The sequence below is a fragment of the Paenibacillus durus genome (genome assembly GCF_000756615.1).
GTDB classification, from domain to species: Bacteria; Bacillota; Bacilli; order Paenibacillales; family Paenibacillaceae; genus Paenibacillus_AQ; species Paenibacillus_AQ durus.
Genome location: NZ_CP009288.1, coordinates 3,675,883 through 3,696,756, shown reverse-complemented (window position 1 = coordinate 3,696,756; position 20,874 = coordinate 3,675,883). Strand labels below are relative to the sequence as shown.

Annotated in this window: 20 protein-coding genes; all 20 read left to right on the top strand. The window is 52.3% G+C overall.

Annotated elements, in window-relative coordinates; translation table 11 throughout:
• Positions 1 to 99: 99 nt before the first annotated feature.
• The 20 genes from PDUR_RS15665 (at position 100) to PDUR_RS15575 (ending at position 20,865) form a co-directional block, all read left to right on the top strand.
• Positions 100 to 1,083: a polysaccharide deacetylase family protein gene (locus PDUR_RS15665; protein ID WP_042207085.1), complete on the top strand. Its 984-nt coding sequence runs from the start codon at positions 100 to 102 to the stop codon at positions 1,081 to 1,083.
• A gap of 81 nt (positions 1,084 to 1,164) precedes the next feature.
• Complete coding sequence (locus PDUR_RS15660) at positions 1,165 to 2,448, top strand: M16 family metallopeptidase (RefSeq protein WP_042207084.1); 1,284 nt, start codon at positions 1,165 to 1,167, stop codon at positions 2,446 to 2,448.
• Positions 2,408 to 2,854 carry a dUTP diphosphatase gene (dut, locus tag PDUR_RS15655; RefSeq protein ID WP_179945162.1) on the top strand — a complete coding sequence of 149 codons (447 nt, stop codon included), beginning with the start codon at positions 2,408 to 2,410 and terminating at the stop codon, positions 2,852 to 2,854. The genes PDUR_RS15660 and dut overlap by 41 nt, the downstream gene beginning before the upstream one ends.
• 154 nt (positions 2,855 to 3,008) lie before the next feature.
• On the top strand, positions 3,009 to 3,902 hold the full coding sequence (dpsA, locus tag PDUR_RS15650; RefSeq protein ID WP_042207082.1) for a dipicolinate synthase subunit DpsA: 894 nt from the start codon (positions 3,009 to 3,011) through the stop codon (positions 3,900 to 3,902).
• Between the two features lie 2 nt (positions 3,903 to 3,904).
• A complete protein-coding gene (locus PDUR_RS15645) occupies positions 3,905 to 4,501 on the top strand; it encodes a dipicolinate synthase subunit B (protein ID WP_042207081.1) in 597 nt (198 codons plus the stop codon).
• A 199-nt stretch (positions 4,502 to 4,700) separates the two neighbouring features.
• Positions 4,701 to 5,921 carry an aspartate kinase gene (gene dapG / locus PDUR_RS15640; RefSeq protein ID WP_042207080.1) on the top strand — a complete coding sequence of 407 codons (1,221 nt, stop codon included), beginning with the start codon at positions 4,701 to 4,703 and terminating at the stop codon, positions 5,919 to 5,921.
• 15 nt (positions 5,922 to 5,936) lie between these two features.
• Complete coding sequence (gene dapA, locus PDUR_RS15635; RefSeq protein WP_042207079.1) at positions 5,937 to 6,812, top strand: 4-hydroxy-tetrahydrodipicolinate synthase; 876 nt, start codon at positions 5,937 to 5,939, stop codon at positions 6,810 to 6,812.
• A 534-nt stretch (positions 6,813 to 7,346) separates the two neighbouring features.
• Complete coding sequence (locus tag PDUR_RS15630) at positions 7,347 to 9,026, top strand: ribonuclease J (RefSeq protein WP_042207078.1); 1,680 nt, start codon at positions 7,347 to 7,349, stop codon at positions 9,024 to 9,026.
• A gap of 186 nt (positions 9,027 to 9,212) precedes the next feature.
• Positions 9,213 to 9,992, top strand: coding sequence for a ClpP family protease (locus PDUR_RS15625; protein ID WP_081949550.1), 780 nt, complete (start codon positions 9,213 to 9,215; stop codon positions 9,990 to 9,992).
• Positions 9,989 to 10,222 carry a YlzJ-like family protein gene (locus tag PDUR_RS15620; RefSeq protein WP_042207077.1) on the top strand — a complete coding sequence of 78 codons (234 nt, stop codon included), beginning with the start codon at positions 9,989 to 9,991 and terminating at the stop codon, positions 10,220 to 10,222. The genes PDUR_RS15625 and PDUR_RS15620 overlap by 4 nt, the downstream gene beginning before the upstream one ends.
• Positions 10,223 to 10,308: 86 nt before the next feature.
• The gene (locus PDUR_RS15615; RefSeq protein WP_042207076.1) at positions 10,309 to 12,924 is read left to right on the top strand and encodes an FtsK/SpoIIIE family DNA translocase; all 2,616 of its coding nucleotides are present in this window, start codon (positions 10,309 to 10,311) and stop codon (positions 12,922 to 12,924) included.
• A gap of 175 nt (positions 12,925 to 13,099) precedes the next feature.
• On the top strand, positions 13,100 to 13,933 hold the full coding sequence (gene sleB / locus PDUR_RS15610) for a spore cortex-lytic enzyme (protein WP_042207075.1): 834 nt from the start codon (positions 13,100 to 13,102) through the stop codon (positions 13,931 to 13,933).
• A 130-nt stretch (positions 13,934 to 14,063) separates the two neighbouring features.
• Complete coding sequence (gene yfmF, locus PDUR_RS15605; RefSeq protein WP_042207074.1) at positions 14,064 to 15,347, top strand: EF-P 5-aminopentanol modification-associated protein YfmF; 1,284 nt, start codon at positions 14,064 to 14,066, stop codon at positions 15,345 to 15,347.
• 2 nt (positions 15,348 to 15,349) lie between these two features.
• Entirely contained in the window at positions 15,350 to 16,630 is a 1,281-nt protein-coding gene (yfmH, locus tag PDUR_RS15600) for an EF-P 5-aminopentanol modification-associated protein YfmH (RefSeq protein ID WP_042207073.1), read from the top strand.
• Between the two features lie 8 nt (positions 16,631 to 16,638).
• Positions 16,639 to 17,397 (top strand): elongation factor P 5-aminopentanone reductase, encoded by a 759-nt coding sequence (ymfI, locus tag PDUR_RS15595; protein ID WP_081949894.1) that lies wholly within the window; start codon positions 16,639 to 16,641, stop codon positions 17,395 to 17,397.
• A gap of 129 nt (positions 17,398 to 17,526) precedes the next feature.
• Positions 17,527 to 17,790: a DUF3243 domain-containing protein gene (locus PDUR_RS15590; RefSeq protein WP_042207071.1), complete on the top strand. Its 264-nt coding sequence runs from the start codon at positions 17,527 to 17,529 to the stop codon at positions 17,788 to 17,790.
• 181 nt (positions 17,791 to 17,971) lie between these two features.
• Complete coding sequence (locus PDUR_RS15585; RefSeq protein ID WP_042207070.1) at positions 17,972 to 18,739, top strand: DUF3388 domain-containing protein; 768 nt, start codon at positions 17,972 to 17,974, stop codon at positions 18,737 to 18,739.
• 31 nt (positions 18,740 to 18,770) lie between these two features.
• The gene (locus tag PDUR_RS15580; RefSeq protein ID WP_042207069.1) at positions 18,771 to 19,772 is read left to right on the top strand and encodes a helix-turn-helix domain-containing protein; all 1,002 of its coding nucleotides are present in this window, start codon (positions 18,771 to 18,773) and stop codon (positions 19,770 to 19,772) included.
• An 82-nt stretch (positions 19,773 to 19,854) separates the two neighbouring features.
• Entirely contained in the window at positions 19,855 to 20,016 is a 162-nt protein-coding gene (locus tag PDUR_RS29185) for a hypothetical protein (RefSeq protein ID WP_169744915.1), read from the top strand.
• A 357-nt stretch (positions 20,017 to 20,373) separates the two neighbouring features.
• Complete coding sequence (locus PDUR_RS15575; RefSeq protein WP_042207068.1) at positions 20,374 to 20,865, top strand: YajQ family cyclic di-GMP-binding protein; 492 nt, start codon at positions 20,374 to 20,376, stop codon at positions 20,863 to 20,865.
• Positions 20,866 to 20,874: the final 9 nt, after the last annotated feature.

Here is a 20,874-nt window from a genome sequence, read left to right as displayed (position 1 = left end):
GACAGAGGGTTGTACATCGTCTGCCGAGCCTTTGGCATAAGCAGATGGTGTACGTTAAGCGAAATTGAATGACGGCGAATCACGTAGGAGGAAGTCGTAATGAGACTGGAAAAAGCGGCTGTAGTGCTGGCTTGTATAGCTATAGTGATCGGAATCGGCAGCAGCGTAGGACCGGTAAAAAGTATGCTGGGGCAGCTCCGCGCCTTCGGTGGACTGGCTGTTCTGAAGCCTAATACCGATGCGGGAAGTGATCTGAGGAGCGGCATTGAAGCCAAAGCCGCGCAGGTTGACACCCCGCCGGTGGACGCCAGAGTGGATCGCGTATGGAAAGCCATTCCCGGCTATAACGGACTGAGTGTTGACGTGGACGCAACATACAAAGAAGCTCTGCTGCTTCCAAAAGGCGGAGCGATCAAATATGTTTACAAGCAGACAGCCCCTGCTGTCTCGCTGGATGCTCTCGGGGCTCAGCCGATCTACCGGGGGAATCCCGCGAAGCCGATGGTATCGCTGATGATTAACGTCGCTTGGGGGAACGAATATATTGTCCCTATGCTGAACATATTGGACGAGGAGCATGTGAAGGCGACGTTTTTTCTGGACGGAAGCTGGCTGAGCAAGAACCGCGAGCTTGCTATGGAGATCCAAAAGCGCGGGCATGAGCTTGAGAATCACGCCTATTCGCATCCTAATATGAGCACTCTCAGCCGGGCGCGCGCGGTAATGGAGATCGACAAGACCAAGAAGCTGCTGAAATCGAGCCTTGGAGTGGATAACCGCTGGTTCGCTCCCCCTTCGGGCGACTTTGACCAGGAGACTGTGGAGATTGCCCGCGAGCTGGGGCTGAAGACGGTACTGTGGACGGTTGATACGGTTGATTGGCGCAATCCTTCGCCGGAATCGGTAGTCGCCAAAATTACCGCGAATACAGAGCCGGGCACACTCGTGCTCATGCATCCCACCTCTTCGTCATCGAAAGCGCTGCGTAGGATGATCCGCGGCATCAAGGCCAAGGGGCTGGTGCTCGGAACGGTCAGCCAGACGCTGTCGCCGGAGCGGGTGCTGCCAAGCGATGTTGAGTGAATCCGCCGTTTCTGGTAGGATATAAGGCGCCCGGTTAAATGGAAAGGCGAACGAAGGGCTATGGCAGGAGGACTTTTTACTGTGGAAAAAATGGTATTATCAAACGGATTACGAGTAGTCATGGAGAAAATCCCGACAGGCCGCTCCGTTTCCTTCGGAATTTGGGTAAAGACGGGTTCCAGGAACGAAACGCCGGAAAACAACGGGATTTCCCATTTTATCGAACATATGCTGTTCAAAGGTACGGACCGGTTCGACGCAAAGGCTATCGCAGAGCGGTTCGATTCCATCGGCGGGAATGTCAATGCCTTTACCTCTAAGGAATACACCTGCTATTACGCCAAAGTGCTGGATGAGCATCTGCCGATCGCCGTTGATGTATTGGCCGACATGTTCTTCCGTTCGCAGATGGATGCGGAGGAATTGGCAAAAGAAAAGAACGTCATTCTTGAGGAAATCTCCATGTGCGAAGATACGCCGGACGATCTGGTGCATGATCTGATGTCCATGGCAGCCTACGGCAGCCATCCGCTCGCTTACTCCATTCTTGGACTCAAGGAACGGCTGGAGGCCATGACGCCGGATGATCTAAGGGCCTATATGCAGAAGCAGTATACGATCGAGAATACGGTAATCAGCATTGCCGGCAATTTTGACGACAGTGTGGGCGAACTGGTGGAACGGTATTTCGGAACGTTTGCCAATCATGGAACACAAGAGCGGCTGACCCCGCCGGATTTCCACGGGGATTTATTGTTCCGCCGCAAAAAAACGGAGCAGAACCACATTTGCCTGTCGCTGCCGGGCTGCGCTAACGACGACCCGTTGCAGTATGCGATGGTGCTAATTAATAACGCTGTCGGCGGCGGCATGAGCTCCAGACTGTTCCAGGAAATCCGCGAGAAGCGCGGACTGGCCTACTCGGTATATTCTTATCATAGTTCCCAAGCCGACAGCGGCCTCTTCACCGTTTATGCCGGAATCGCTCCTAAGCAGACCAAAGACGTCATGGAACTGACCAAAGAAATGCTGTATGAGCTTGCCGTAAAGGGAATGGACGAAGAAGAGATCCGCAAGGGCAAGGAACAGCTCAAAGGCAGTTTGATCCTAAGCCTGGAAAGCACAAGCAGCCGGATGAACCGGCTTGGAAAGAATGAATTAATGCTTGGCCGGCACATCACGCTGGACGAAATGATTGCCAAGATTCAGAAAGTCACGATGGATGATGTAAATAAGGTGCTTGACCGGATGTTCGCTGAGCCGCTTGCGGCTGCGATGGTCGGGTCTTCCGATAAAGCGATTGCCAATGTTAGGAGAGATGATCTTGTCTTACTACGTACAAATTTTAAAGCTTCCGGGCAATGAGGATGTGAATCCTCCCCGTCAAATGTCGGAGCAGGCTTCGGGCTACGACCTCTTCGCCGCAGTCAGCGGCGAAATGACCCTTGAGCCCGGAGCGCGGGCGCTGGTTCCGACGGGAATCGCGCTCGCTATGCCGGACGGACTGGAAGCGCAGATTCGTCCGCGCAGCGGACTGGCGCTGAAGCACGGCATCACCTGCCTTAACACGCCAGGCACGATTGACGCCGATTACCGGGGCGAGATCAAGGTGCTGCTGATCAATCTGGGCCAGGAGCCTTTTACAATCGCCCGGAATGAACGGATCGCCCAAATGGTCTTTCAGGCCGTGCCATCCGTAACGATGGTCGAAGTGGAAGAACTGAGCGATACCGGGCGGGGTGCGGGAGGCTTCGGCCATACCGGCAAATAGATTTATACTTGTTTATAATTCATGAATGCAGAGCTTGTGGGAGGGCCGTTACGGCTGAACACAGGCTCTTTTTATTGGCTTTCACCCATCCGCGTTTACCCGCATAAGATGCTCTATGGCCTTACAGTGTAATGTTGAAAGGAGCGTCATCCCTATGCTGACTGGCGTCAGGATCGTGTTCCTGGGCGGGGACGCAAGACAAATTGAAGTGATTCGAAAATGTGTTGAGATGGATGCGGCGGTAAGCGTTGCCGGCTTTGATAAATGGAGTACCCCCTGTGACGGGGTTAACCTGGAGGCAATGTCCGCCGACCTATTGAGCGGCGCGGACGTTCTGGTGCTGCCGACCGTCGGCTGTGACGACGAAGGCCATATCAGCGCAAAGTACTCTTCGAAGCCGATGCCGCTGCTTAAGGAGCATATCGAGGCATTGCCTAAACACTGCACCATTTACACGGGCATGGCGAAAGAATATTTGAGACGGCTGTGCGCTCTTGGGGGGCTGGAGCTGGTGGAGCTGCTTGAACGTGACGATGTCGCAATCTACAATTCGATTCCAACTGCTGAAGGTGCGCTCGTCATGGCGATCCAGAATACGGATTTTACCATTCACGGCTCTGAAGCGATGGTGCTTGGAATAGGCAGAACCGGCTTTACAATGGCAAAAAGCCTTCAGGGACTTGGCGCTAAAGTCACAGCAGGCGTCAGAAAGCGGGAGCATTTTGCCAAGGCGGAGGTCATGGGCTGGAAACCATTTATGACGGATCGGCTGGAGGAGCATGTAACGGACGTTGATTATATTTTTAATACGATACCGAGCCTCATTCTAAACGCCAAAGTGCTGTCGTGGGTGCCCCGGCATACCTGCATTATTGATCTCGCTTCCGCGCCCGGGGGAGTGGATTTCCGTTATGCGGAAAAACGCGGCATTAAGGCACTGCTCGCGCCGGGTCTGCCGGGAATCGTCGCACCCAAAAGCGCGGGACAGATTATGGCAGGCGCGCTAGTCCAGTCCATTTCGGAGCGGATGTTGACAAAGGGGGATTAATAATGAACTGGCACGGTAAGACGGTAGGCTATGCAATCACCGGTTCCCACTGCACTTTTGCGGAGGTGATGCCCCAAATTAAGCGTTTTGTCTACGAAGGCGCGAACGTCGTGCCTATTGTATCGGCCTCGGTGCTCGGAACGGACACAAGGTTCGGCACATCGGAAAATTGGCTAAAACAGTTGAAAGATATAACGGGGAATGATATCATTTCTACAATTGTTGAAGCGGAACCGCTGGGTCCATCCAAGAGGCTGGATGTACTCACGATTGCACCCTGCACAGGAAATACCACTAGCAAATTGGCCAATGCCATGACGGACGGACCGGTGCTGATGGCGGCCAAATGCCAAATGCGCAACGGACGGCCGATTGTTCTGGCCATATCAACCAATGACGGACTCGGTCTGAACGCGGCGAATATTGCGAAACTTTTGGTAACCAAAAATATTTATTTTGTTCCATTCGGACAGGATAATCCCGAGCAGAAGCCGAATTCATTGGTGGCCCGCATGGAATTGATTCCAGAGGCCTGCTATGCGGCGCTTCATGGCTCCCAGCTGCAGCCGATGATCATCGAACGGTTTCATTCAGCATAAGCAACAGATATTAGCAGGGTAACGACAACTTGCTGATATGTACGAGGCTTCCAACATAATTGATTAACCGCTGCCGTCCTCCTTATGAGGGCGGTACAATCGTGTTTATTCCTTTAGATTTAGAGACGAAGTCCCGGGATTTTCGGGATTCATCCTGAGAATAAGTGCAGCCTGTCGTTAACTAATGGAGGAATTATTAATGGGCATTTTGGTACAGAAGTTTGGCGGGACCTCGCTTTCCACCCAGCAGGCCAGGGATCATGTGATCCGGCATGTCAAACGGGAGCTTGGGCAAGGATACAGCCTTGTCATCGTAGTCTCCGCAATGGGCCGCAAGGGCGAGCCTTATGCGACGGATACGCTGCTGGACTGGGTCTCCCAGAATGGCGATGCTCTCCCTCAGCGGGAACGGGATTTACTGCTGTGCTGCGGTGAGATCATTTCCGCGACCACACTATGCAGCCTGCTGGAAAAAGAAGGGATTCCCTCGACAGTGCTTACCGGAGCCCAAGCTGGTTTCCTGACGGATAACGGCTACGGAAACGCGCGGATACTCGATGTTCGTCCAGAACGGATTTTGCGGGAGCTGCGCGCCCAGAAGGTCGTCATCGTAACCGGCTTTCAGGGCCAGACGGAAGATGGGGACTTTACCACGCTTGGCCGTGGGGGAAGCGATACATCGGCAACGGCGCTCGGCGCCGCGCTGCGTGCGGAAATGGTCGATATTTACACGGATGTCGATGGCATTCTGACCGCCGATCCGCGTATCGTCGAAGATGCGAAGCCGCTGACCTATGTAAGCTACACCGAAATTTGCAATATGGCCTATCAGGGGGCCAAGGTCATACATCCCCGGGCTGTGGAGATCGCTATGCAGGCGCAGATTCCGGTCCGCGTCCGCTCCACCTTTTCGGAGAATGAAGGCACTCTTGTCACGCATCCGGAAGGCTTTCAGGAGTCCCAGCCGGGAATTGTCGACCGTTTCGTTACCGGCATCGCCTATGTCAGCAACATCACGCAGATCTCCTTGGACTGCCCGGAAGGGAACGGAACCGGAGTTCAGCTGCAAATATTCAAGAGCATGGCGGATAGCGGCATAAGCGTTGATTTTATTAATGTTACGCCGACCAGCGCCGTATACACCGTTTTTGATAATCATTCGGAAAAAGCGATCGCGACGCTTCAGGAAATTGGACTTCGTCCGAAGAGCCTGTCGGGCTGCGTCAAGGTATCCGTTATCGGTGGCGGCATCAACGGCGTTCCAGGGATCATGGCGCGCATCGTGGAAGCGCTCAGCGATCACAACATTCAAATTCTGCAATCCGCTGATTCCAATACGACGATCTGGGTGCTGGTCAAGAAAGAAGATATGGTGCAATCGCTGCGCGCGTTGCATTACAAGTTTGAATTACACCGTTAACAGGAGGAATTCTTAGTGGATTTCGGAAGACTAATAACAGCTATGGTAACTCCTTTTGACAAGGAGGGGGAGATCGACTGGGACGCGGTATCGAGCCTGGTTGACTACCTGATTGAAGAACAGAAGTCGGAGGGGCTCGTCGTCTGCGGGACAACGGGCGAGTCGCCTACGCTGAGCGATGAAGAAAAGCTGCAGATGTTTTCCTTTGTTCTGGAGAAAGCCGCAGGGCGCTGCAAGGTCATAGCGGGCACTGGCTCAAATAACACCAAGCATACGATCGAGCTGACTCAAAAAGCGGAGAAAATCGGCGTCGACGGCGCGCTTCTGGTCGTTCCTTATTACAACAAGCCGAACCAGGAAGGTCTTTATCGCCATTTTGCGGCAATCGCGGCGGAGACGCAGTTGCCCCTCATTCCGTATAACGTTCCTGGACGGACTGGAATCTGCATGAGTGCGGATACAACGATTCGGCTTTCGCAAATTCCGAACATCGTCGCGACGAAGGAATGTGCGTCCCTCGACCACGTCGCCTTGATCGTGTCCGGCTCGCCGCAGGATTTTCATGTGTACTCTGGAGACGACTCTTCGGCGCTGCCGGCATTGGCCGTTGGAGGTCACGGAATTATCAGCGTGGCAAGCCATATCGAGGGCGTAAGAATGACCGAAATGATCTCGGCTTATCTCTCGGGCAGCGTACAGCTCGCCGGGCAGCTTCACCGGGAACTATTTCCGATTTTTAAAGGACTGTTCGAATGTCCGCAGCCGCTGCCGAGTCCGTCCGCCGTCAAGTATGCGCTTGAGCTTCGGGGAGTCAAGGTGGGTTCGGTCCGTCTTCCTTTAACCCCGCCGAATGAGGCGGAGGCGGAATTTATCAGAAAGCTGGTACAATAGAAATTGGGCCCTGGTATTTATCTTTTATGAACCGGTTCTCGCTTACGAGGACCGGTTTTTGTATTGTTATTTTTGTGCGCAGTGAAATAATGCTCCGCTTTTACGGGAAGAATACGGCTAACTAAATCCCCCGACTTGTGTTTTGACAAAAATATCATGTATAATGTGGTTAAGTGACTGGGTGCGGTTAAAATTAAATATGCGGTAACTCTTATGTCATGTGCGGCGCTGCAGGTCTGTTCGTTTCAAAGGGTATATTTTTCCATCCTTGGATCTGTTTTGTCCGGCAAAGGTGCTTTGCGCAAGGGGCGCGGCCGAATGTTTACCGGCATAGGTTCGCTAACGAACGTAATGTATGCTCCTGCCCCGCAGGGAAGCTTTAATTAAGGTTTATTTTTTTACGCCTTAATATCCCTTTTGTCTTCACATCGGCAAGATTTCTGCGTTATTAAATGTGTTAAGTACCGCTAAATAATTGAAGTTCTTGATTAAAATAACATATGACGTCCAACATATTAGGAGGGTTAGATTCATTTGTCCAAAAAAAATAACAATGATAAACTGATGATCTTCGCACTCGGCGGAGTGGGAGAAATCGGGAAGAATATGTATGTGGTGCAATACGGCGGCGACATTGTGGTCGTTGACTCGGGACTGAAGTTCCCTGAAGAGGATATGCTCGGTATTGACATCGTTATTCCTGATATTTCTTATTTGACGGAGAATCGTGACAAGGTAAAAGGCATTGTGCTTACGCACGGCCACGAAGACCATATCGGAGGTCTGCCGTATGTCCTTAAGCATTTGAATGTTCCGGTCTACGGAACGAAACTGACATTGGGGCTTGTTGAGAACAAGCTGAAGGAAGCGAATTTGCTTGGCGAAACGAAACGCATTCTGATCAATGAGGATTCGGTGATCAAGCTGGGCAGCTCGCTGGTCGTTACTTTCTTCAGAACCAACCACAGTATTCCCGACTCTGTCGGCGTGTGCATCGAGACTCCGGAAGGCAACGTGGTCCATACGGGCGACTTCAAGTTTGACCATACCCCAGTCAATGGTCAATTCGCGGACTTGCACCGGATGGCTGAAATCGGACAGCGGGGCGTACTCGCGCTTCTTTCCGACAGCACCAACGCCGAGAAACCGGGATTCACCCCTTCGGAGAAAAATGTCGGAATCGTGCTGGAAGATATTTTCCGGAAAGCTGAACAGCGTGTTGTGGTCGCAACATTCGCATCCAACGTTCACCGGATTCAGCAGGTCGTAGACGCGGCAGTACAGACAGGCCGCAAAATCACCGTCATCGGCCGGAGCATGGTCAACGTTGTCTCCATTGCTTCTGAGCTCGGCTATCTGCACATGCCTGACGGCATGCTGATCGAACCGGAGGAAATGAACCGGATGGCGGCCAATCGGGTTGTCGTTCTCTGCACGGGCAGCCAAGGCGAACCGATGTCGGCATTGACGCGCATGGCGCGTTCCAGTCACCGCAAAGTGGACATTCTGCCTGGTGACACCGTTATTATTGCGGCAACACCGGTACCCGGCAATGAGAAATACATCGGCCGTACGATCGACGAGCTGTTCCGTCTGGGTGCAGACGTGATCTACAGCGGCTCGAATTCCGGCGTGCACGTGTCGGGTCACGGCAGCCAGGAAGAACTGAAGCTGATGCTTAACCTGATGAAGCCGAAATTCTTCATTCCGATTCACGGCGAGTACCGCATGCAGCGCAGACACGCACTTCTTGCGAAGTCCGTGGGCGTCGATCCGGACAACATCTTTATCACCGAGCTTGGTGAAGTGGTAGAGATCCAAGGCGGCTCGGCCCGCAAAGCCGGCAAGGTTACCTCCGGCAATGTTCTGATTGACGGTCTTGGCGTTGGCGATGTAGGCAATATTGTCCTGCGCGACCGCAAGCTGCTGTCGCAGGACGGTATTCTGGTTGTCGTCGTCACGCTTAGCAAGCAGAATGGAGCAATTGTTTCGGGGCCTGACATTATTTCGCGCGGCTTCGTGTATGTGCGCGAATCCGAAGGCTTGCTTGACGAAGCGAACCGGATTGTTTCCAGCACGCTGCAGCGTCTGATGAGCGAGAAGGTCAATGAGTGGGCTTCGCTCAAGACAAGCGTCAAGGACGCGCTTGGCCGCTTCCTGTATGAACAGACCCGCCGCAGACCAATGATCCTTCCGATCATCATGGAAGTGTAATTTATACTAAATCATAAAGCCTCTCTCCCGCTGGAAATATTGGACGGTTTCCGGTGGAGAGGGGCTTTATGCTGTTCATTTACAAGCCTGCATAATGTCGGGGTGCGATTAGTCATACTAACGGGAGATTCATTACCATACGCTTGCTGAATAGCTTCAGTGCAAGCAAATAAGGGAGCGCTGAGCATGGATGGCAATAAACCTATCGAAACAGCTTACCGAAATGAGGAACCGGCAACGCCTCCGGGAAGAGAAGAGCCGGGGGGTGAAGGAACTCAGGAAGCCGGCGGCATGATCGGCACGGTGAAAGAATTCGGTCAAGTGGCGGTTCCGCCCACCGAACCGGAGATTTTTTGCATTACGATCATTGGTCAGATCGAGGGACATATTGTCATGCCCCCGCATAATAAGACGACAAAATATGAACATATTATCCCCCAGTTGGTCGCAGCTGAGCAGAGCAAGACAGTCAAGGGGGTGCTTATCATTTTGAATACGGTGGGCGGTGATGTGGAAGCAGGTCTAGCCATTGCGGAAATGATTGCTTCACTGTCCAAGCCGACAGTTACGGTCGTTATTGGGGGAGGCCACAGCATCGGGGTTCCCATCGCGGTATCTTCGAGCTATTCGATCATAGCCGAAAGCGCCACAATGACGATTCATCCTATCCGCATGAATGGCCTCGTTATCGGCGTTCCGCAGACTTTTGAGTACATGGAGAAAATGCAGGAGCGCGTCGTCCGGTTCGTCACGTCCCATTCCCGGATTTCCGTAGAATGCTTCAAGGACCTGATGTTTAAGACAGGTGAACTCAACAGGGACATCGGTACGGCGGTCGGCGGCAGTGATGCCGTTGCATTTGGACTTATGGATGAAGTAGGCGGGATCGGCATAGCGATGGCGAAACTGAATGAACTGATTGCCCTTAGAGGCGCCCCTGCGGAGACGGGAGGGTTGCCCCAATGATCCTGTATTCCATAATATCCGCCGATCAGGTGTGGGAAGGGGCCATTAAGGCTTCGCCCCCGTTCCGTGAAGTCACTGTACAAGGAATTGTCATGCAGGTTGAGCCGCTGGACGAGGGCAGGGCCAGAATTGTAAGACTTTTGCAATGCCCGCTGCACCGCTATCTGGAGCCAGGCCTTGCGCCGGGACAGATCATTTCATATGCGTCCGGAGAGCCCGGCGGCTCCTGATAAGAAAGACCAGCGTTTTCCGACAAAACAGAACATAGGTACGCCACGCCATTATATGGTATAATACTGATTCGGGGGTGGCTGGCGTGGCTAAACGGAGAAAACGGAAAAAAAAGAAAGCGCTGCTGGGCAGCGTTCTAAAATATGAGATTTATGGCATCCTTCTGATTACCTTCTCGGTTATAGCTTTATCCGGCGAAGCGGCTGTGGGGCGATCATTATCAAGCTTGGCCGCTTACCTTCTCGGCCGGTTTTATTTTGTTTTGCCGCTCGTCGGCATGTATTACGGTTTAATGGTCATGATTTACCGGAAATGGCCTTCGAATTGGAGCAGCCGGCACAGCGGTGTCCTGCTGCTGGTATTCTCGCTATGCCTGATGAGCAGCATCTCGGCCATGGAGCAGAAGCTTGGGCCGGTGTCCATGCTCCATCCGGGCAATGTAATGTCACAGACCCAGAAGGATCTGGCAGGAGCGCTGACTGCATCCGCGAATGGCGGCGGCGTATATATGCTGGGCAAAGACATAAGCGGCGGCTATCTCGGCGGATTGGAATTCGCCGTGCTCCTGTGGTTGTTCGGGACACTCGGCGCGAAGCTGCTTATGGTCGTTATGCTGGCGATCAGCTTTATGCTGGTTACGAATCTTTCCTACATCGAGCTGTTCGGAATTCTGAGAAACCGGGCGGTCAAGCTTGCGGAAGGCATTCGGCTTAGAGCGGCAAACCGCCCGCAGGCGGTACCGGTATCGGGCCGGGGACGACCCAAGAAGGTTCAGGAAGAACCGGAAGAAGAGGAAGAGGAGGAGCTGGAAGCGGGTCTTCCGAGCCGCAAAGCGCCGCAGTTCTTCGACAAACTTCTGCGGCGGAAGACTCCGCGCTCCGAAGGCGAAGCTTTGCCGGAGTCTGAGGAGGAAGATTGGGACGCTGAGCATAAGAATGTTCCGATCATATCCGGTATTCCTTCCCAATCGGATTGGTCCGGTGCGGATGATGATTATGATTTTGATAACGAGGAACAGGAACCTGTAACTCCGATCATACGTGATTTCTTCGAGCATATCCGTGAGGAAGGCTTGAGCGACGAAGACCGTGAGGAATGGAGCGGGTTCTCGCCGGCTGCGAGGAGCAGTACGAAGCCTGCCGATGCCCTGAGCCTCACTGAAGCGGCGGAAGGCGCTGTTTCCGGGGAGGCCGGCATTATTCCGGAGGCAAGCACCGGCGCTGAAGGAGAGGCCGGAGGAGACATACCTCCGGCTCCCAAGCCGGCGCCTCCGCCTAAACCTTACAAACTTCCGCCGTTCCGGCTGTTGTCAAAGCCAAACAACGGCGGCAAAGCCGGCGACCAGAATGATTATATGCAGACGGCCCGCAAGCTTGAGGCGACGCTGGAAAGCTTTGGCGTCCGGGCTAAGGTGCTGGAGGTTGTCCGGGGTCCGGCGGTTACCAGGTACGAGATTCAGCCCGATATCGGCGTGAAGGTCAGCCGGATTGTCAATCTGACCGATGATATTGCTTTGGCGCTCGCTGCCAAAGATATCCGGATGGAGGCGCCGATTCCCGGCAAGTCGGCAATCGGAATCGAGGTGCCGAATCCGGAGGTCTCTCTTGTTACCATGAGAGAAGTGATGGAAACCCAGATTTTCCAGGAAGCCGAAGCCAAGCTTACCATTGCTTTCGGCAGGGATATTTCCGGTCAGACGATCATCGGCAACCTTGCCAAAATGCCCCATCTGCTCGTCGCTGGTGCAACCGGCTCTGGCAAATCGGTCTGCATTAATGGTATTATCACCAGCATTCTGTACAAGGCCAAGCCGGACGAAGTTAAGTTTCTCATGGTCGACCCAAAGATGGTCGAACTGAATGTATACAACGGGATTCCCCATTTAATGGCTCCTGTCGTTACCGACCCGAAACGCGCCAGCCTGGCGCTCAAGAAAATCGTGGTCGAAATGGAGAAAAGATATGAGCTGTTCTCCAAATCCGGAACGCGGAATGTGGAAGGCTACAACCATCTGATGAAGGATAACCCGGAGGCGGTTCTGCCGTATATCGTCGTAATTGTGGACGAGCTTGCCGACTTGATGATGGTTGCCGCGAACGATGTGGAAGACGCCATTTGCCGTCTGGCACAGATGGCTCGGGCGGCCGGAATTCATCTGATCATTGCGACCCAGCGTCCTTCGGTGGATGTCATCACCGGTGTTATCAAGGCTAATATCCCTTCGCGGATTGCCTTTGGCGTCTCCTCGCAGGTTGATTCGCGTACCATTCTGGACATGGCGGGTGCGGAGAAGCTGCTGGGCCGCGGGGATATGCTGTTCATGCCGATGGGCTCTTCGAAGCCGGTTCGGGTTCAAGGGGCTTTCATGAGCGATGCCGAGGTGGAGGCGATCGTCCATTATGTCAGCAGCCAAGGCGAAGCGGAGTATGACGAGTCTATCGTTCCGGAAGTGGATGATGCGACTGCGGAAACCGGGGAGCCGCAGGACGAGCTGTACGAGCAGGCGGTGCAGATCGTGCTTGAAGCCAAGCAGGCTTCGGTATCGCTGCTGCAGCGCAGGATGCGCGTCGGTTACACCAGGGCCGCCAGACTGATCGATTCAATGGAGGCCAGGGGTGTTATAGGTCCATACGAGGGCAGCAAGCCTCGGGAGGTACTGATCTCGCTGGAGCAGTATCAGCAGAGCCGGATCAGTTCCTGATTATGCGTGGCAGCAGCATAAGCCAAGCGTTCTTTTTCTGCGGAAAAGGAACGCTTTTTCTTTTTTTCATCCTCCTTTCTTTTCATTCTTGCGGTGCATAGGATTGTTGCGCTGTCGTCATAATAACGTTAGCCATCCATGCAGAACTTACAAGAGAAAGGTAGAGCGAAGCCAAATGAAGAATCAGAAGCTATGGATTATTGCCGTACTAGCCCTTACGCTTGCATCAGCCCCGCTGGTCGAACGGTTCTCCGGGGGGAACACATCGCCGAAAGTTCCGCAGACCGCTGCGAGTTCTTCGTCCGAGACTTATGCCTATGATGAAGCGATGCCCGCTTTCAGTACTGTCCCCATTAAATACGGCGCCTCCGGGCAAGATGTGTACGAGCTTCAGGGACGCTTAAAGCACCTTGGATATTTCTCGGGCAAAATAGACAGCCAGTTCGGCAGCACAACATTGAACTCGGTCAAATGGTTTCAATGGAAATTTGGCATGAAGGCCGACGGAGTTGTTGGAGCAAAGACGAAGCTGAAGCTGTACAATGCGACCAAGAACTGGCGTCCGACCGAACCGCCCTCCGGAACGAAGACAGCCAAGAAACCAACAAATAATAAGGCTGCGGCGGGATTGGCATCGGGAAATACAATGGGATTGTCCGAGAATGATTTGAAGATTATGGCGAACGCCGTATACGGGGAATCGCGGGGGGAACCGTTTGAGGGGCAGGTGGCCGTTGCCGCGGTCATTCTGAACCGGACAAAATCCCCGAGTTTTCCGAACACGCCATCGGGCGTTATTTTCCAGCCCGGAGCATTTACCGCCGTCGCCGACGGACAGATTTATTTGACGCCCAATGAGCAGGCTCGCAAAGCGGTTCAACAGGCGCTCAACGGCTGGGACCCGTCGGGAGGCTGTCTGTATTACTTCAATCCAAAGACCGCAACCTCCAAATGGATCTGGACACGGCCGCAGGTCAAGACAATCGGCGAGCATATTTTCTGTATGTAATCAGAAACCCCAGAAGCAATCGGAAGACTTGTCTTTCGGTTGCTTCCTTACTTTGGAATGGTTTAGAATAAATATTACTTCATAAATATGGTACAAAAGCATCTATCCAGGCTGTAAAGGAGTTTTCCACTTGACAAATCATGTATTTCAGCATGGCAATGTAGGAGGCATCCGGATTCATGTGCTGCCGACGAAGACGTTTAAGACTTATGCGATATCGCTGTATGCCGGCGTTCCTTTAGCCGAAGAGACCGTGACCCCCACCGCGCTGATTCCGTTCGTTCTTCGCCGGGGCACGGCTTCTTATCCGGAGACAACCCAGTTCCGCGAACGGCTGGAAGAGCTGTATGGAGCGGGATTTGGATTCGACGTGTATAAGCGCGGCGATTACCAGATCATTCAGTTCCGGATGGATACGATCAATGACTCATTTGTGCAGAGCAAAGAGAGCCTGCTTGGCGAGTCCTTCGCTTTCTTGGGAGAAGTGCTTACACAGCCTGTGCTGGAAGGGGGCAGTTTCAGGGCTTCTTATGTGGGAACGGAGCGCGAGACTGTCCGCAAGAAGCTGGAGTCTATCGTCAATGACAAAATCCGTTACGCGGCCGAACGCTGTATCGAGGAAATGTGCCGGGAAGAGCCATATCGGCTCCATCCGCTCGGACAAAGGGCGGATCTGGATGCTATTACCCCAGACTCGCTGCATCAGTCCTATCTTTCTTGGCTTGAAGGAGCGATTCTCGATCTGTACGTCGTAGGCGACACGACGCCTGAAGAAGTTGAGCAGCTTGTAGAGCGGCATTTTGGCTTTGGAGGCCGGACAGTTTCCTCCCAGTATCAATCCCGATTCTCCCCCAAGACCATTACGGACGTCCGCACAGTGGAAGAACGGATGGATGTCGGTCAAGGCAAGCTGAACATGGGTTTGCGGACTTCCATTACTTACAGAGACGACGCCTATGCGCATGCTTTGATGTACAATGGCATTTTAGGCGGCTACCCGCATTCCAAGCTGTTCGTAAATGTCCGGGAGAAGGAGAGCTTGGCTTACTATGCGTCTTCCCGTTATGACGGGCATAAAGGAATTGCCACGATTCAGTCTGGCATCGAAATCGAGAACTACGGCAAAGCTGTGGACATCATACGCAAGCAGCTTGATGAAGTGAAAAAAGGAAATATCAGCGATCTGGAGCTGAATCAGACCAAGGCGATGATACGCAACCTGCTTTTGGAAATCCAGGACTCCGCCTTTGAAATGATTGCATTCGACTTCAACCGCCAGCTGTCAGGCAAAGACCGTTCCGCGGAAGAACTGATGAGCCAGGTGGAAGCTTCCGGCGCTGAGGATGTGAAACGGGCCGCTGAAACCGTCCAGCTGGATACGATCTATTTCCTGACAGGACAGAAGGAGGAGTAGCTGTGGAACAGATCCATTATGACAGGCTTCAGGAAACGCTGTATTACGAAGTATTGGATAACGGGCTGAAGGTATATGTTCTTCCGAAGCCGGGTTTCAGAAAAACATACGCCACATTTGCGACCAAATATGGTTCGGTGGATAATCACTTCCGTGTAGCCGGAGGCGAGGAAACATCGGTGCCGGATGGCATCGCCCACTTTTTGGAGCATAAAATGTTCGAGGAGCCGGAAGGCGACATTTTCGCCACTTTTGCATCTAACGGAGCATCGGCCAACGCTTTTACGAGCTTTGAGCAGACGGTTTACCTGTTCTCGGCCACAGAAAAAATAGAAACGAATATCGAAACGTTAGTCGATTTTGTGCAGCGGCCCTATTTTACAGACCAGAATGTGGAGAAAGAAAAAGGCATCATCGGCCAGGAAATTAACATGTATGCCGACAACCCGGATTGGCGTGTCTATTTCGGGCTGATCGAAGCGATGTATCAGAAAAATCCGGTACGGATCGATATCGCCGGCACAGTGGAATCCATCTCGTCCATTACCAAAGAAACACTCTATACCTGCTACAATGCTTTTTACCATCCGAGCAACATGCTGCTGTTTATTGTCGGAGGCGTAGATCCGGAAGCCGTCTTTAGACTGGTGCGTGACAATCAGAGCCGGAAAGCTTACGAACCGCAGGGCGAGATTGAACGGATTTTTGAACAGGAGCCGGAAAAAGTTGGCCAGAAGCGTCTGGAGAACAAGCTGGCGGTGTCTATGCCTAAATGTCTGTTCGGTTTTAAGGAAAAAGAGACCGGGCTGACAGGCAAAGCCGCGGTGCGGCGCGATTTGACTACCAAGCTGATGCTTGACCTTCTGCTGGGAAGCAGTACCGCCTTATACCAGAAGCTGTACGATGAAGAGCTCATCTCTGACAGCTTCGGACATGAATTCAACAGCTCGCCGCAGTACGCTTTCTCCGCGATCGGCGGCGATACGAAAGACCCCGATCTGCTGCTCACACGGATCAGGGAAGAGATTGACGCCATTCTTGAGACGGGCTTCTCTGAACGCGATTTTATCCGGGCCCGCAACAAGAAAATTGGCGGACATTTACGCATGCTGAACTCTCCGGAGAGCATTGCCCATGAGTTTACCCGTTATCAATTCCGCGGCGGAGACTTCTTCGGCGTCCTCCCGGAATACGAATCGATTACACTGGATGAAGTGAACGAACGGCTGCGTGAGCATATCGACTGGGAGCAGCTTGCCGTATCTGTAGTGGTGAATCCGTAGTGGATACTGTGGGAGCGAGCGGCAAGCCGCTCGGAGAAACGACGGTGCTTATTACCGGCGGCAGCGGGGGGATTGGCGGCGCTATTGCCGAGCGCTTTGCCTCGGCACGGATGAATATTGTGATTCACTATATGAATTCCCATGAGGCGGCTAACGAGGTGGCGCGGCGCTGTATGAACGCAGGTTCACAGGTAATGACCGTGGCCGCCGATTTAAGAGACCGCAGCCAGCTCCAGCGCATGGCTGAACGGCTTTCGGTTAGCGGTATGCAGCCGGACATACTGGTCAACAATGCCGGCAAAGCCCATTACGGCATGCTTGCCGATCTTACCGAAGAGGAATGGGACGATTGTTTGGCCGTTAATCTGAAAGGGACGTTTCTTTGCAGCCAGATTTTTATGCCTTATATGGTTTCGCAGCGGTATGGGCGGATTATCAACGTCTCTTCTGTATGGGGGATTTCGGGCGCGTCTTGCGAAGTTGCCTATTCCGCGAGCAAGGGCGGCGTCAACGCTTTTACTAAGGCTCTGGCTAAGGAATTGGCCCCTTCGGGCGTAACGGTGAACGCGGTGGCTCCGGGCGCGGTGCACACGGCGATGCTGGAAAATTTAACGGAGGACGAGGTTCGCATGCTGGAGGAAGAAATTCCCGCAGGCAGGCTTGCCTCGCCGGAAGAAGTTGCTTCGCTTGTGTATTTTTTGGCTCTGCCGGAATCGGGATATATCAACGGACAAATTATTAGCCCAAATGGGGGCTGGGTTACCTGACAGTGGTAAAGGACCTAAGAATAACGGGCTTTCTTGAAGGGCATATTATGACTGTTGCTTTTAAATCTTAGCGCAAATGGCCTGCTGCCTAAGGGTAAGCAAGGTCATCACCACGAAGGAGGATTTAATATGTCAACAGAGTCGACAGTTATCAAAAATTTTGATACCTGGAAGAAATTTCTGGGCGATCGGGTTGTTCAGGCCGAGAAAGTAGGCATGAGCGAGAGCACTATTGCCGAGCTCGCTTATGAAATCGGGGAATTCCTCGACAAGAAGGTAGACCCGCAAAACGCCTCGAACCGGGCGATCAAAGAGCTGTGGGACGTAGGCGATGAAAGTCAGCGGCATACGATTGCCTCCCTCATGGTCAAGCTGGCGAAGCAGAACGCATAGCCCGGCGGAACAAGCTCCCCCTCAAGGGAGCTTTTCTGCAATTGTCTGACCTTTCACCTTGCCTTTCAATTTCATTTTATATATCATTAACATGACCCGTGAACCTGTGGTGTGTCGCATCTTGCCGTTTTGTGGCGAATCTAGGCTCGGGAAAGGGAATTTACATTACGAGGTGTACAAGTTGGAATACAAAGAATGGTACATGGAATACAAGATACATAAGAATAGACCCGGTTTGCTCGGCGATATCGCTTCGATGCTCGGTATGCTGGAGGTCAATATACTGACCATCAACGGAGTAGAGGATAAGACCCGGGGCATGCTGCTTGAAACAAATGATGATGAGAAGATCCAGCTGATGGGCGATATGCTCAAAAAGGTTGAAAATATAACGGTAACCGCCCTGCGTTCACCGCGCTTGGTTGACAAACTGGCCGTTCGGCACGGAAGATATATCGACCGGGATTCGGATGACCGGAAGACGTTCAGGTTTACCCGGGATGAGCTGGGCCTCTTGGTCGATTTTCTCGGAGAGCTGTTCAAACGTGACGGCAATCAGGTCATTGGTCTTCGGGGAATGCCGCGAGTGGGTAAGACGGAATCGATTATCGCTGGCAGTGTGTGCGCAATGAAGCGCTGGACCTTCGTTTCCTCGACGATGCTCCGGCAGACCGTCCGCAGTCAGCTTGCCGAGGATGAGATGAATCCGAACAATATTTTTATTATCGATGGTATTGTCAGCACGATTCGCTCTAATGAGAAGCATTACAATCTGCTTAAAGATATAATGTCTATGCCGAGTACGAAGGTTATTGAGCACCCGGACATTTTTGTCCGCGAGTCAGAATACACATATGACGATTTTGACATTCTGATCGAGCTGCGCAATAATCCTGGCGAAGAGATCCTTTACGACACATTTACATCCAGCTACAGCGACGATTTATAAATAGACAGAAACATAAGGAGGAGGCAAAGGAATGTCGGAACTGGGCCGGCAATTGAAGGAGGCTCGTCTGCAAAAGGGAATGAGTCTTGACGATGTGCAGGAAGTAACGAAAATTCGCAAGAAATATTTGGAAGCTATTGAGACGGGAGATTATAAGGTGCTTCCCGGCAGTTTTTACGTGCGGGCTTTTATCAAGACTTATGCAGAGGCGGTTGGCGTTAATCCCGATGAGCTTATACAAGAGCCCGGAAGTGTTCCTGTGCCTAAAGAGGAGCCTTCCACTATGGAAACTGTGCTCCAAAAGCGCAGCCGCAGACCCGAGACCGAGCGGAATGCCAAATGGCTTCCGACACTCTTAATGTGGATTTTTCCGGTATTGATTATAGCGGTCATTTATATGTATGCTTCGAACTGGGGTAAATCGGATAACCCGCAGACTGATGCTAATCCGATTACTACGAGCACACAGAATCCTACGCCCGCACAGTCCGCTGGACCGGCTTCTGCGGAAGGTGGGACAGCGACGCCGGCCGCTTCGGTTGGAGCCGATGTTGGAGCAGGAAGCGAAGCTACCGCTTCGCCGTCCCCATCCCCTTCGCCGTCTCCTTCACCTTCACCAGCCACGGAAGGCGGAACGGTCGTCCAGGACCGGAAATCAGGCAAGACTACCGTCTTTAAGGTGACGGGTACCAATCCGCAGGTTGTCATTACTGCAACAGGCGTTAGCTGGCTCGAGGTATATAAAGGAACTAATTCGAGAGGTGAGAAACTTTCTTTTGGCAACACGGCCTCCGGAGACACCAAGACCTTTACGCTGGGAAGTGAAGGCATTTATATTAAATCCGGAAACTCCCCTGCTACGCAGATCACCGTGAACGGGCAGGTCGTAACGGACGGAAAGTCTACCTCACGCATTTTGCTGGAGCTGGGTGACGGCGCAGGATCAACGAACACAACCGAAACGTCGGCGGACAGTACGGATGGGCAAACGACTGACAGCGGTGTAACCGCTGAAGGCGGCACCCCGGAATAACTTACCGATACGCATAGACTCTGCCATTATGGAGAACCTAAGACGGGTTAACAGTTCATCCATTAAAGCGAGGTGTGCATCGATGACGGTCAGCTGGATTGTAATCGCCCTGGGCATTATCGTCAGCCTGCTTGGTTACTACTTGACACCCGGAGCCTGGGGTTACGGAATCCTGGGTTTCGGTCTTGCGCATATCGTGCTGGGGATCTTGGATATGTTCAGAAGTCCGATTCGAAGCAGATAACAGGCATGCCGCAGGCGCCTCCAGCAAAAGGGGAAAGTACCCTTTGACGGAGGCGTATTTTTGAAATATAAGAATTAATAAGCTGAGCGTTTATCAATTTGTCTTATATTTCTACGAGAAACGGTACCGTCCCTAAAAGGACGGCGCAGCCGTTTCTTCTTGAAATATCAGAAAGTATAAGCTTCGCGCTTATCCTTAACCTGATATTTTTACGAGAAACGGATGCCTTCCTCTTCCAGAGGACGGCGCAGCCGTTTCTTCTTATATGCCGGGCCAAATAACAATTGGCAGTTAGACTTGGCCTTGTCTTTTTCATATAATAGTAGCTGAAATAACGCACATAAAGGACGTGGAAATATGGCTTCGGAAAGTTCATTCGATATTGTGTCCAAAATGGATATTCAGGAATTGACCAATGCAATTCATCAGACGGAGAAAGAGATTCAAAACCGCTTTGATTTCAAGGGAAGCAAGAGCAGCCTTAAGCTGGAAAAAGACGCGCTGATCATTGTGTCCGACGACGAGTATAAGCTGAACGCTGTCATTGATATTTTGCAGTCGAAAATGGTTAAGAGGGGCATCACGCTCAAGAATCTTGACTTCGGCAAAATCGAGCCTGCCTCCATGGGAACGGTTCGCCAGCGGCTCGGACTTAAACAAGGAATCGATCAGGATAACGCCAAGAAGATCAATGTGCTGATCCGCGACTCCAAGCTGAAAGTTAAGAGCCAAATTCAGGGTGATCAGATTCGTGTTACCGGCAAGAGCAGAGACGATCTGCAGCAAATTATTCAGCTTCTTAACAAGGCTGATTTACCGCTTGATTTGCAGTACACTAACCTGAAATAATGATTCCGT